The sequence below is a fragment of the Clostridium sp. RTP31139st1_H3_RTP31139_211217 genome (assembly GCF_040227035.1).
Classification (GTDB): Bacteria; Bacillota; Clostridia; order Clostridiales; family Clostridiaceae; genus Clostridium; species Clostridium saudiense.
This window is the reverse complement of record NZ_JBCOAB010000001.1, coordinates 67,293-80,507: the sequence shown is the minus strand read 5'-3', so window position 1 is coordinate 80,507 and position 13,215 is coordinate 67,293. Positions and strand designations below refer to the sequence as shown.

Annotated in this window: 11 protein-coding genes; 9 read left to right on the top strand and 2 right to left on the bottom strand. The window is 25.9% G+C overall.

All coding sequences use genetic code 11. From position 1 onward, the window contains the following. Positions 1-97 precede the first annotated feature (97 nt). From ABUA17_RS00440 to ABUA17_RS00420, 5 genes are all read left to right on the top strand, one after another. Positions 98-2,242: a tetratricopeptide repeat protein gene (locus tag ABUA17_RS00440; protein WP_195951171.1), complete on the top strand. Its 2,145-nt coding sequence runs from the start codon at positions 98-100 to the stop codon at positions 2,240-2,242. 82 nt (positions 2,243-2,324) lie between these two features. After that, on the top strand, positions 2,325-4,025 hold the full coding sequence (locus ABUA17_RS00435) for a molecular chaperone HscC (protein ID WP_042400384.1): 1,701 nt from the start codon (positions 2,325-2,327) through the stop codon (positions 4,023-4,025). A gap of 209 nt (positions 4,026-4,234) precedes the next feature. After that, positions 4,235-5,251 (top strand): alpha-hydroxy-acid oxidizing protein, encoded by a 1,017-nt coding sequence (locus ABUA17_RS00430; protein ID WP_042400381.1) that lies wholly within the window; start codon positions 4,235-4,237, stop codon positions 5,249-5,251. A 398-nt stretch (positions 5,252-5,649) separates the two neighbouring features. Beyond that, positions 5,650-6,993, top strand: a complete 1,344-nt coding sequence (locus ABUA17_RS00425) for an MATE family efflux transporter (protein ID WP_042400378.1) — start codon at positions 5,650-5,652, stop codon at positions 6,991-6,993. Between the two features lie 128 nt (positions 6,994-7,121). Then, the gene (locus ABUA17_RS00420; RefSeq protein WP_042400375.1) at positions 7,122-7,919 is read left to right on the top strand and encodes a Cof-type HAD-IIB family hydrolase; all 798 of its coding nucleotides are present in this window, start codon (positions 7,122-7,124) and stop codon (positions 7,917-7,919) included. Between the two features lie 54 nt (positions 7,920-7,973). Here ABUA17_RS00420 and dusA read toward each other — a convergent pair whose 3' ends face one another. After that, positions 7,974-9,011: a tRNA dihydrouridine(20/20a) synthase DusA gene (dusA, locus tag ABUA17_RS00415; RefSeq protein WP_042400373.1), complete on the bottom strand. Its 1,038-nt coding sequence runs from the start codon at positions 9,009-9,011 to the stop codon at positions 7,974-7,976. Between the two features lie 113 nt (positions 9,012-9,124). Between dusA and ABUA17_RS00410 the strand changes: the two genes are divergently transcribed. After that, the gene (locus ABUA17_RS00410) at positions 9,125-9,607 is read left to right on the top strand and encodes a peptidoglycan recognition protein family protein (protein WP_198133999.1); all 483 of its coding nucleotides are present in this window, start codon (positions 9,125-9,127) and stop codon (positions 9,605-9,607) included. Positions 9,608-9,671: 64 nt separating this feature from the next. Here ABUA17_RS00410 and ABUA17_RS00405 read toward each other — a convergent pair whose 3' ends face one another. After that, positions 9,672-10,106: a MarR family winged helix-turn-helix transcriptional regulator gene (locus ABUA17_RS00405; RefSeq protein ID WP_154820874.1), complete on the bottom strand. Its 435-nt coding sequence runs from the start codon at positions 10,104-10,106 to the stop codon at positions 9,672-9,674. A gap of 99 nt (positions 10,107-10,205) precedes the next feature. Here ABUA17_RS00405 and ABUA17_RS00400 point away from each other — a divergent pair, with 99 nt between their 5' ends. The 3 genes from ABUA17_RS00400 (at position 10,206) to ABUA17_RS00390 (ending at position 13,178) form a co-directional block, all read left to right on the top strand. Then, the gene (locus ABUA17_RS00400; protein ID WP_042400370.1) at positions 10,206-11,597 is read left to right on the top strand and encodes an MATE family efflux transporter; all 1,392 of its coding nucleotides are present in this window, start codon (positions 10,206-10,208) and stop codon (positions 11,595-11,597) included. A gap of 53 nt (positions 11,598-11,650) precedes the next feature. Next, positions 11,651-12,304, top strand: coding sequence for a Bax inhibitor-1 family protein (locus ABUA17_RS00395; protein WP_042400368.1), 654 nt, complete (start codon positions 11,651-11,653; stop codon positions 12,302-12,304). A gap of 358 nt (positions 12,305-12,662) precedes the next feature. Further along, positions 12,663-13,178, top strand: a complete 516-nt coding sequence (locus ABUA17_RS00390; protein ID WP_042400365.1) for a GrpB family protein — start codon at positions 12,663-12,665, stop codon at positions 13,176-13,178. Positions 13,179-13,215: the final 37 nt, after the last annotated feature.

Here is a 13,215-nt window from a genome sequence, read left to right as displayed (position 1 = left end):
TTATTTTTTATATAAATTATTTTTGCTTTGAGATAATAATCCAATTATTATTACATATTATATAATATGGTAGTTAAATCATAATATAGGAGGAAAAATGGATACTTGGATGGTTTTAGGAATAGATAAAACTAAAGATAAGTCCTTAATAAAAGATAGGTATTTCGATTTGTTAACCAAAGTAAATCCAGAAGATAATCCAGAAGGCTTTAAAATTCTAAGAGCTGCATATGAAAAAGCTCTTGAATATGCTAAAAATGAAAATATTGATGAGGATAATTCTGACTTAGAAAAATGGATTGAAAAAGTTAAAACTATTTATAAGTCATTTTCATTAAGAATAGACATAAATGAATGGAATAAATTACTCAATGAAGATATAAGTTTTTCTTTAGAAACTAAAGATGTGGCCTGTGAAAAATTACTTCAATATTTAATTAATAATATTAATATTCCATGCGAAGTATGGAGATTAATTGATTCACATTTCGAAATAAATGAAAGAAAAAAAGAACTTTATGAACAATTTCCAAAAGAATATATTGATTTTATTATTGATAGAATTGAAAACAATGATATTATAAATTATTACCTTTTTAAAGTTGAAGATAATAAAGATTATGATTCATGGATTAATTTATATTTTAATACAATACAGGAGCTAAACAATAATAACATAGAAGTAGTTAAAACATATTTAGAGCAATTACAAAGTTTTAACATATATCATCCATATTTTGATTTGCTTCAGTGTAGATATCATATGGCTTTAGGAGATTACACTATTTCAAAAAATATAATTTCTAATTTACTAAAAAATTATCCAAATGATATGGCTATAAATTATTATGCAGCAGAATTAAAATGGGTGGAAAAGAATTATAAACATGCTAAAGAATTATATGAGCACTGCTTAGATATTTCTCCAAATAATTTTAATGCAAAAGTAGGACTTGCTGATGTACTTTTAGAACTTGGTGAATTAGAAAAATCTAAGAATATATTTATTGATTTAATTAATATTGATCCATATTATGATTATCTTCGAGAAAGAGTTTCATATATAAATAGCCTTTTGATTGATAAGCTAGATAATCAGTTAAAAACAAACCCAGATAATAATAAATTAAAATTTAAATTAGCTTGGTGCTATTATGAAAATTTCAATTATGAAAAAGCCATAAATTTAGTTTTGAAAATTAAGTGTAATGATAGAAGTGAAATTATTCAAAAGTATGATATTTTAGGCAACTCATACTTTGATATGGGATCTTATGATACTGCATTAAAATATTTTCATGAACTTTTAAAAAACAAAAAAACTAAAAATAATGAAATTGAGCTTATCAGTATATACAATAAACTTGGTCGAATATATTCAAAATTAAAAAGATATGATGAGGCACTTAAATTCTTTGATAAAGTTTTGAACTTAATGCCTAATAATATCTATTATATAAATTGTAAGTGCAATACATTAATTAAGTTAGGTAAATATGAAGAATGTTTAGAATTAAGTGATATTGGTATAGAAGTAGATAAAAATGATTCACTTATTTACAGTTTTAGAGCTGAATCATTATATAATTTAGGATATTTAAAAGAAGCATTGGATTCTGCTAATAGATGCATTAATCTTTGCCCATACATTAGTGCTCCTTATATTATTAAAATGAAAATATTATTAGATAATCAAGAAAATGAAGAAGTATTGATGGTTTCTAATGAAGCAAACAAATACAAAATCAATGATAGTGAAATTGTATTATGCAAATGTGAGGCCTTAATAAAATTAAATAGAGGAGAAGAGGCTGAAGATTTAATTAAAAATTTATTAATAAATATTAATGACTCTAATGAAGAAAATAATGAAATAAAATGTAAGGCTTTTTACTTACTTTCACTGAATGAATTAAATAAAGATAATTTTAATTTTGCTTTAGAATTAATTAATGAAGCAATCTCTTTTAATTATAAAGATTTAGATAGTTATTATTTAAGAGCATATATTTATAGGTGTATTTTTGAATACAATCTAGCATTAAATGATTATAATTTTATAATCAATAATAATGAAAATATAGCATTTTCATATTATCAATGCGCACTTATATTCAAAGAAATTGGTAAATATAGAATTGCAATAAGTTACTTTAATAAAGTATTAGAAATTGACCCAGATTACCCAAATGCAAAAGAAGAGATTTTTAAGTTGCAGCAAAAGCTAAATAGTTATTTATAATATTAAATTTTAGTTGGGAGGGATATGGCTACGATTAAATTAAAATATTAATATAATTTAATTTAATTTGTAGTCTATGAATATGATAATAGGAATTGATCTTGGTACTACAAACAGCTTAGTATCTTATTTTAGTGAAAAAGGAACAGTAATTATACCAAATAGATTTGGAGAAAAGCTAACACCATCAGTTGTAAGTTTTGGAGATAATGGAGAAGTTTATGTTGGGAAAGTAGCTAAAGAAAGAATGATTACTCATCCAGAAAGTACAAAAGAACTTTTTAAAAGAAGTATGGGCAGTAAAAAAGAGTTTATAATAAATGAAAATAAATTTACTGCTGAAGAATTATCTTCGTTTATTATAAGATCTTTAAAGGAAGATGCTGAAGAGTATTTAGGAAGTGAAGTTAATGAGGCTATAATAAGTGTGCCAGCATATTTTAATGATAAGCAACGTAAAGCAACTCAATTGGCTGGAAAACTAGCTGGACTAAAGGTTGAAAGAATAGTAAATGAACCTACTGCAGCTGCTATAGCTTATGGATTGCAAAATAGAAATACTAACACTAAATTTTTAGTATTTGACTTAGGGGGTGGTACCTTCGATGTGTCAATTCTCGAAGTTTATAAAAATATAATGGAAGTTCATGCTATTGCTGGTGATAATTATTTAGGTGGAGATGATTTTACCGAGATATTAGTTAATATGTTTTTAAGGGCTAATGAATTAGAAGCATGTAATCTTGATTCTACAACAATTGCTATTATAAAAAAACAAGCAGAAGAAGCAAAAAAAATGTTTTCTAAACAAAAAGAAGTAATAATTAAATGTAAAGTTAATGATGAGATACTTAAATATAAAATATCATTAGATGATTATGAAAAAAACTGTGAATTACTATTAGCTAAAATACGTAAACCAATTGAAAGAGCATTAAAAGATGCGGAAATTAAATTACATGATATAGATGAAATACTTTTAATAGGTGGTGCTACAAAGCTTCCTATTATACGAAATTTCGTTGGTAAGCTTTTTGGGCGTTTACCAAATATATCTATTAATCCTGAAGAAGCTGTAGCTCTTGGAGCTGGTATACAAGGTGCTATGAAGGAAAGAAATGAACTAATAAAGGATATTGTTTTAACAGATGTATGTCCATATACATTAGGAACTGAAATATCTGTATTAAAAGAAGGAGAATATTATGAAGGTGGGCATTTTTGTCCAATAATTGAAAGAAATACTGTAGTTCCAGTAAGTAGAACAGAACGATTATACACAATTCATGATAATCAATCTTCTATTAAAGTAGAAATATTACAAGGTGAAAGTAGGTTTGCTAAAAATAATGTTTACTTAGGCGAGATAAACACTCCTGTACCAATAGGCAAAGCAGGTGAACAAGCTGTTGATGTTACTTATACTTATGATATTAACTCTATTTTAGAGGTTGAAGTTACAGTTGTATCTACTAAACTTAAGAAACATCTAATTATAAAAAAGAGTGATAATGATATGAGTGACGAAGAAATTCAAGAAAGATTTAAAGAATTATCTGAGCTTAAAATACCACCTAGAGAACAGGAAGAAAATAAACTTATACTTTCTATGGGTGAAAGTATTTACGAACAAAGTGTTGGAGAAACTCGAAGAGAGGTTGAATTTTATTTAAGAAAATTTGAAAATATACTTGATAAGCAAAATAGAGATGAAATTAAAGCTGCTGCTAAAGAACTAAAAGAAAAATTTGAATTTATATTAAGTAGAAATAATGAATGTTAATATATACCTTCTAATTATCATACAAAATATTTGGATAAATAAGTTGCTATTTCATTTTGTTTTAGCAACTTATTTTGTTTATAAATAAATTTGATACAATATTATAAATCAATTGATTTAATATAATAAAGATAATGTGAAATAAATATGTTACTATAATACTAAATAGAAGATATTAAATTTAATATAAAAAAGAAAGGTGTGCTTAAATGAATTATAAAGATGTTTTAATTAATGCTAAAAGTTGTATTGGTCAATATTGTAAGGCCTGTGTTGAATGTAATGGAAAAGCATGTAAAAATCAAATTCCCGGACCCGGTGCAAAAGGTGTTGGAGATACTGCAATTAGAAATTATGATAAATGGAAAGAAATAAGAGTTAATATGGATACATTAACTGAAAATAAACCTGTAGATATGAGTTGTAATTTATTTGATAGGAAATTTAAGTATCCTTTTTTTGCAGGACCAGTAGGTGCTGTTAATTTACATTATGGTGAAAAATATGATGATATGACTTACAATAATTTATTAGTTTCAGCATGTGCTAATGAAGGTATCTTAGCATTTACGGGAGATGGAACCAATCCAGATGTTATGAAAGGTGCTACGACTGCTATAAAAAATGTAGGAGGTTTAGGTATTCCAACGATTAAACCATGGAATATTGATACTATTAAAGAAAAAATAGAACTAGTAAAGAAAAGTAATGCAATTGCAGTGGCTATGGATATTGATGCTGCTGGTCTTCCATTTTTAAAAAATATGAATCCTCCAGCAGGAGCAAAATCAGTAGATGAATTAAAGGAAATAATTAAAATTTCAAATTTACCATTTATAGTAAAGGGAGTAATGACTGTAAAAGGAGCTTTAAAAGCTAAAGAAGCAGGGGCATATGCTATAGTGGTATCTAACCATGGTGGCAGAGTCTTAGATCAATGTCCTTCAACAGCAGAAGTTTTAGAAGATATAGTAAAAGCTGTTGGTGATTCTATGAAAGTATTTGTAGATGGTGGAATACGTTCAGGAGTTGATGTGTTTAAAGCTTTAGCTTTAGGTGCTGATGGCGTGCTTATATGCAGAACTTTTGTAACAGCTCTTTATGGTGGCGAAGAAGCTGGTGTTAAATCTTATATTGAAAAATTAGCAAGTGAACTTGAAGACACAATGGCTATGTGTGGAGCATATTCAATAAATGAAATAACACGAGATATGATTAGGTATTAATGTAAATTAAAAAAAAGAAAACATACTAAAAAATGCTATAGCTTTATAAATATTACCATTATAAATTTTAATATAAAGTAATAATAAAACTGTGGGTTAAATTAAGGGTTATTATATTAAGTAACAATTACTTTCAAAACACCATATAAGCTAAGTATTTATTAAAAATAAACTATAGATAAATATTTTATTTATAGTTTATTTTTTTATTTTTAAAATGCAGGTTATATTTGTAAACAATGTGTTAAAATATGGTATAATTATTTAGGAATTATTTCTTAATAAAGGAGGAGTAATAATGAGACTAAATGAATCTATATTATACAAACCAACTATTATTAAGTTTAAAAATATCAAAGGGAAAAAATACTTTGGAATAATTAAATTTAATACTTAAAATGGTTGAAGTAAAAAGACGCTTTTCAAATAAAAATCTAAAAAAATTAATAATTCCTTTGATAATTGAGCAACTATTAGCTGTAACAGTAGGATTTGCAGATACTATAATGGTTTCAAATATTGGTGAAACAGCTGTTTCTGCAGTTTCATTAGTTGATACCATCAATATTTTGTTAATAAATATTTTTGCTGCATTAGGAACAGGTGGTGCAGTGGTTACAGCACAATTTATTGGACAAGACTCAAGAAAAAAAGCACGTGAATCAGCTAAACAGCTAATTTTAATAACTGGATTATTATCATTTTTTATAATGATTGCATGCTTAATATTAAATAAACCATTATTAAATTTAATTTTTGGAACTATTGATACTGACGTAATGTCTAAAGCTCAAACATATTTTTATGTAACTGCAATTTCATATCCCTTTATAGCACTATATAATTCTGGAGCAGGATTGTTTAGAGCAATAGGAAACTCAAAAATTTCTATGATAAATGCTGCAATAATGAACGTAATCAACATTATATTAAATGCAGTATTTATATTTGGTTGTGGATTAGGAGTTTTTGGTGCTGCAATTGCAACATTAATTGCCAGAATAGTAACTAGTATAATTATATTAATTATGTTAAAAAGCAAAAAGAATCTTATGTATATTGATAATTATCATAGTTTTAAATGGAATGGATTTTATATAAAAAAAATACTTCTTATCGGTATTCCATCTGGATTAGAAAATGGTATGTTTCAACTTGGGAAAATACTAGTACAAAGTTTAGTAGCAACATTTGGTACTTATGCAATTGCTGCTAATGCCGTTAGTAATAATATTGCACAAATGATGATTATACCAGGCTCTGCAATTGGATTGGCATTAGTAACAATAGTTGGACAATGTATCGGGGCAGAGGAATATGATCAAGCTGTTTATTATATAAAGCGTTTAATGAAGCAAGCTTATGTGTGGATGATAATACTAAGCTTATCTGCTATCATTTTATCTCCAATCCTTTTAAAAATGTATTCTTTATCAGAAGAATCTACTTCCTTAGCAACAAAATGTATTTTAATTCATGGTCTTGCTGGAATGATAATTTGGCCTATATCCTTTACACTTCCAAATGCCTTGCGTGCTGCAAATGATGCAAAATTCACTATGATCGTATCTATATGTTCAATGTGGACATTTAGATACTTATTGAGTTTTTATTTAGGTAGAACATTAGCTTTAGGACTTGTTGGTGTATGGTTAGCAATGATTGTTGATTGGTTCATCCGTGCATTTTTCTTTATATATAGATATAGAAGTGGTAAATGGAAAAATAAAAGGCTTGTTTAAATTGCATAAAGACCTATATTCTTACTACTAGATAAGTATATAGGTCTTTATGCAATTTCTTTATTAAAAATATTTACAGTATAATTATCATAGGATAAAATAGGCATGAATAGGATGGAGGGGATTAAATGAAAAAAGCTATATTTTTCGATATAGATGGAACATTATTAGATTATATGAATGGAATTGTTGATATAACACCAAAAGTTAAACAAGCTATTCATTCCTTACAAGAAGAAGGGCATTATGTTTTTATAGCAACTGGTAGACCATATGCCTTTTTAAGTAAATCAATATTAGATTTTGGGTTTGATGGATTTGTGCTAGCTAATGGAGCACATGTCATTATTAAAAATAAAACTATTTTTAGTGAATATCTAGATAAATCTTTTGTTAGCAATTTAGTAGATGAATTAGAAAATCTTAATATTCAATATGTGTTGGAAGGTGAATATCACTCATATATGAAAGAGTGTTTTAAAGAATTTCATGACTTTTATGACACAGTAGGAGTTTCAAAAGAATTGTTTAAAGTTAACTATTCTTTAGATGATATTGGAATATATAAAATTGAAATGATGTGTCCTAATGATGAAACAGTAGAAAAATGCTTAAATATAGTTCAAAGAAATGAGGATTATGATTATGTTAATAGCATAGCATTAAAATCATTTGAATTGTATTCAAAGAAAAATACAAAAGCAACTGGTATAATTAAAGCTTTAGAATACTTAGATATTGATATAAATAATAGTTATGCTTTCGGTGATGGTAAAAATGATATCGAAATGTTAGAAACTGTTGGATGTGGAATAGCTATGGGTAATGCATGCGATAGTATTAAGAAATATGCAAATGAAATCACAACATCAATACACGATGATGGTGTAGCAACTGGAATTGAAAGATTTATACTTAAAAAATAATAAAAACTCTCTTAATTGATTTAATATCTTTTAAGAGAGTTTTAACTTTTACATTTAGCACCAAAGACTATTCTCTGGCATGCTTTCTAAAATATTATATAAAATTTGAACAAAAGTATCCTTTTTTATATTTCCAGATGATAAAAGCTGTTTATATTGTTTACTTCCAGGTTGACCTTGAAATAAGCTATGTAGTGGAGCAGCTAGTAGATGCACATTACTGCCATTAGCGATTTCTTCTTTAACATATGGAATATATGATTTTATTATTTCTCCACGCGAAATAGGTTTTAAATTTTCATTATCAACTTTTTGTAAATTAGCTAATAGATAACAATCCTCATATGCAGCTCTACCAATCATAACCCCATCAACTTTAGTAAGAGCATCTTTAATTGATTCAACTGTTTTAAATCCACCATTGATTTCAATATTTAAATAATCAAAATCTTTTTTTAATCTATAAACCATATCATAATCTAGAGGAGGTATTTCTCTATTATCTTTTGGACTTAATCCTTTTAAAATTGCTGAACGAGCATGAACAGTGTATCTATCTGGTTTTGCTTTAGATACAGTATCTAAAAATTCTAATAAATCATCGTATCCATCCATTATTACTTTAGCATTTTTATCTTGAATTATTCCTGTGCCATCAATTCCTATTCTATGCTTAATAGTTATTGGTTTATTTGTAGCTTCTTTCATAGCAAGTAATATTTCATATACTAATTTTCTATCTGACATTAATGCGGCACCCATTAAATTTCCTGAAACCCTATCAGATGGACAGCCACAATTTAAATTTATTTCAGAATAATTATATGAATTTGCTTTCTTAACTGCTTTATAAGCATCTTCAGGATTAGATGCAGCAATTTGCAGTGCAACATTACCTTCTTCTTCTCTAAAATAAAGAATTTTATCTAATTCACCATTTAGTATTGCTTGTGCTGTTACCATTTCTGTATATAATAGAATTTCTTTATTCATTAATCTGCAGAAATATCTAAAATGTCTATGTGATTTGTCAACCATTGGAGCAATACTTATTTTAGGTGTTTTTATATTTGAAATATATTTTTCCATCATTTGTATCCTTTCTAATTTTTGAAATTAGTCAATTTTATTATAGCATAATAAATTTTGATTACTTATATAAATAAACATAAATATGATAAATTTTTAAAAGTAGGTGATAGGTAATGATTTTAATAAAACAAAGATTTATTAAATTTAATTTCACAAAAAGAAATGAAAAACCTAAATACATTGTGATACACGATACTGATAACCCAGGCTTAGATGCTGAATACCATTATAATTACTTTAATAGCGAAAATAAAAATGCTAGTGCAGATTTCTTTGTAGATTCAAAACAAATTATTCAAACAGTTGACAGTGATGTTAATTATAGCTGGCATTGCGGTGATGGTCATGGAAAGTACGGAATAACTAATCAAAATTCTTTGGGTATAGAGATATGTATTGAAAAAGATGGGAATCCTACTGAAGCAACTTTACAATCAACATTAGAATTAATCAAATTTTTAATGAAAAAATATAATATTTCTATTAATAATGTAGTTCGACATTATGATGCTTCAAGAAAGAAATGTCCAAAATCATTTATGAAAAATAATTGGTGTAAATGGTATGAGTTTAAGAGAACTCTCTGTAATTCCTAATATTTGTTTTGTATTAAAAAAATAAAAGAACATATATTAAAAATGTTCTTTTATTTATTGAATGTTATAAGTTTGAATTATTTGCAAACTTTTCTGTTACCTCAAGAAATGTTAATATATCTTCTTCTGGAATATTATTTGTTAATTTCTTGAGGAATTCCATCTGCATCTTGTGTAATTCACCAACAATTTCTTCGGATTGAGAAGTTAATTTTAAATGCTGACATCTTCTATCAGATTTATCAACTTCTATTGAAATAAATCCCTTTTTTAATAATGGTTCTACAGCTTTTGAAACATAAGCCTTAGAAAACCCTTTTAATTGAACAATATCTTTAGCAGTATCACACTTTGGATTATTAAATAGAAATGCTAAAATATCTGCTTCTGGTTTTGTAATACCACATTTTTTAGCTGCTTCACAAGAAAGTTTATAGTATAACTCATTAATATGCTTAAATGAATATAGCATTTTTGTAATATTTAAATTATATATCATAATAATCCTCCAATATAGTTGACAGAAAAACAGTTTCTTTATAAACTATTTTATGTGAATATTATATATTTGTCAATTTATTTTAAAGGAGAATTTATAATGCAACAAAATCAAACAGAAGAATTAGGAACTTGTAGTGTCGGCAAATTACTTTTCAAATTAGCAGTTCCTGCAATTGCCGCACAAATAATCAACTTATTATATAATTTAGTTGATAGAATGTATATAGGCCATATAGCCGAAGTTGGTAAGTTAGCCCTTACTGGGGTAGGAGTGTGTTTACCACTTATTATGCTTATTTCTGCTTTTGCAGCATTAGTAAGTATGGGGGCAGCACCTAGAGCATCCATCTTCTTAGGAAAAGGAGAAAAAGATAATGCTGAAAAAACTTTAGGAAATTCTTTCTCATTATTAGTAATTATATCAATTATATTAACTTTAATTTTCTTTTTCTTTGCTGAAGATCTATTATTAATTTTCGGTGCAAGTGAAAACACAATAGAGTATGCAACTAGTTATATGAAAATTTATAGTATAGGTACTATATTTGTACAATTAACATTAGGATTAAATGCTTTCATCAGTGCTCAAGGATTTGCAAAAGTAAGCATGATGACTGTCTTAATTGGCGCGATTTTTAACATAGTACTTGATCCAATTTTAATTTTTGGATTTAATATGGGAGTATCAGGTGCTGCACTAGCAACGATAATTTCTCAAGCATTATCAATGCTATGGATTTTAAAATTCTTAACAGGTAAGAAAACAACATTAAAAATTAAAAGAAAAAATTTATCTTTATCAAAAAACATTGTTTTACCTTCTATTGCATTAGGTTTAGCACCATTTATCATGCAAGCAACTGAAAGTTTAATAGCTGTTTGCTTTAATTCATCACTTTTAAAGTATGGTGGAGATATTGCAGTTGGAGCAATGACTATTTTAACTAGTGTTATGCAATTTTCAATGCTTCCTCTTAATGGTTTGACACAAGGAGGACAACCGATTCTTAGCTATAATTACGGTGCAAAAAATCCAGAACGTGTAAAAAAGGCATTTAAAATATTGCTTATATCATGTGTAACTTATTCTATGATATTATGGGCTTTAGCAATGATAACGCCAAAATCATTTGTACTAATATTTAATAATGATCCTGAACTATTAGATTTTACAAGTAATGCCTTAAGAATATATATGGCCTTATCTGGTATATTTGGAATACAAATAGCTTGTCAGCAATCATTTATTGCTTTAGGAAATGCAAAAACTTCATTATTTTTAGCTTTATTAAGAAAAATAATATTATTAATTCCATTAATATATATTATGCCAATATTTATTTCAGACAAAACAACAGCTGTATTTATGGCTGAACCCGTAGCAGATTTCATTGCTGTTTCAACTACTGCAATATTGTTTTACATTCAATTTAAAAAAGCTATGAATGAAATATCAAATAATACTGATAATACTGAAGAAGTACAGTAAATAAAACTAAAGTAAAATATAAAAAAAATATAATAACTAAGAAGGTGATTTTTTTGGATAGTATTGCAAAGAAAAATTATTTAGAAATTTTAAAAACATTTTTTATTGCTTTAGTTTTCTTAGCACTTGGGTCCTTTATTGGAGTAAATTTTATACCTTATAGTATTAGATATATGTTAAATATAGCATTTTTCATTTTAATATTGGTATCAGCCTTTACAAGAAGAGGCGGATTTGTTCCTAATAAAGTGAGTATGAACATTTATGCCTTTATTTTAGGAATATTAACCGGATCGACATATGTATATTATTTTTATAATTTAGGAGCAGGTACATTTATTTCAATAGTTATAGGTGTAGTTCTTATTTTTGGTATTTCTTATTTAGTAGCATTAAATCAAAGTGAAGAAACTATTTTTCGATTAGGACCAATGATAACAATTGGAATACTGGTGCTACTAATATTAGAATTTATAAATATATTTTTCTTTAAGTTTGGAACATTTGATTTAATTATTTCTGCAATAGGAATAGTAATTTATTCAGTTTATGCATTAGTAATTATGAAATCAATACAAAGTAGGTGTAAGTATAGTATTTTATCTGAAAGTGAAATTGTTACTTTTTCTTTCTCAATTTTTATAAGCTTTTTAAATCTTTTAGTTGATTTATTAAGATTTGTATCAATATTAAAAAATGATAATTAAGATTTACTTAAACATTAGTTCACAAAACTATTATTATGATTTTATCTTAAAAGCATAATAATAGTTTTTTAGTTTCATTAATTATAATATTTTCAATTAAAGCATAACTCAATATTTAATAACATATTAATTTATAATTAAACTATATAATAGTGCTCTTAATTACTAATATATTATATAATCATAATTTTATTGAATATATTAATGAGTTATAAAATATAAATAAACATAAGGAATTAAAGTTATATATATTTATAAAAAAAGTAACATTAAAGATATATTTATCTTTTTTGTTCTATTTATGTTTAAACAATTTATACATTACGTATATCCAATTAGTAATTTTTTAGGAGGAAAAATGAAAACTAAACAAGTTGAAGTTTTACCTTATGATAAAAAATGGAGAATAGAATTTGAAAAAATAAAGAACATTATAGTTTTATCTTTAGCTGATATAATTATTGATGTAGAACATGTTGGTAGTACATCGGTTGAAGGATTAGCTTCAAATCCTGTGATAGATATCGATATTGTAATTCCAACTTACGATTGTTTTAACATATTATTAAAAAAATTAAAAAAACTTGGTTATACTTATGAAGAAAATAAAAGTAATAAAGATATGAAAATATTCAAATATGTTGGTAATACTAATTTAATGGATCACAATTTATTTATATGTTCAAGAAAGTCAAAAGAATTAAAAAGACATTTAGCGTTTAAAGCCTATTTAAAAGAAAATAAAGACAGTCTTAATAAATATAACAATATTAAACTTGAAGCAGCTAATTTATATCCAAATAATATTGAAACATATATTAAGCTAAAATCAGAATATGTAAAAGAAATCTATAAAAAATTGAATTTGCTATAAGAAAAGTTATCTTTATTTATAATTATTTATAATGATA

What these genes read in the sequence shown, in the direction of transcription:
- ABUA17_RS00400 (WP_042400370.1), top strand. Translation starts at nt 10,206, where the DNA reads ATGCAACAAAATCAAACAGAAGAATTAGGAACTTGTAGTGTCGGCAAA.
- ABUA17_RS00425 (WP_042400378.1), top strand. Translation starts at nt 5,650, where the DNA reads ATGGTTGAAGTAAAAAGACGCTTTTCAAATAAAAATCTAAAAAAATTA.
- ABUA17_RS00405 (WP_154820874.1), bottom strand. Translation starts at nt 10,106, where the DNA reads ATGATATATAATTTAAATATTACAAAAATGCTATATTCATTTAAGCAT.
- dusA (WP_042400373.1), bottom strand. Translation starts at nt 9,011, where the DNA reads ATGATGGAAAAATATATTTCAAATATAAAAACACCTAAAATAAGTATT.
- ABUA17_RS00420 (WP_042400375.1), top strand. Translation starts at nt 7,122, where the DNA reads ATGAAAAAAGCTATATTTTTCGATATAGATGGAACATTATTAGATTAT.
- ABUA17_RS00430 (WP_042400381.1), top strand. Translation starts at nt 4,235, where the DNA reads ATGAATTATAAAGATGTTTTAATTAATGCTAAAAGTTGTATTGGTCAA.
- ABUA17_RS00440 (WP_195951171.1), top strand. Translation starts at nt 98, where the DNA reads ATGGATACTTGGATGGTTTTAGGAATAGATAAAACTAAAGATAAGTCC.
- ABUA17_RS00435 (WP_042400384.1), top strand. Translation starts at nt 2,325, where the DNA reads ATGATAATAGGAATTGATCTTGGTACTACAAACAGCTTAGTATCTTAT.
- ABUA17_RS00390 (WP_042400365.1), top strand. Translation starts at nt 12,663, where the DNA reads ATGAAAACTAAACAAGTTGAAGTTTTACCTTATGATAAAAAATGGAGA.
- ABUA17_RS00410 (WP_198133999.1), top strand. Translation starts at nt 9,125, where the DNA reads ATGATTTTAATAAAACAAAGATTTATTAAATTTAATTTCACAAAAAGA.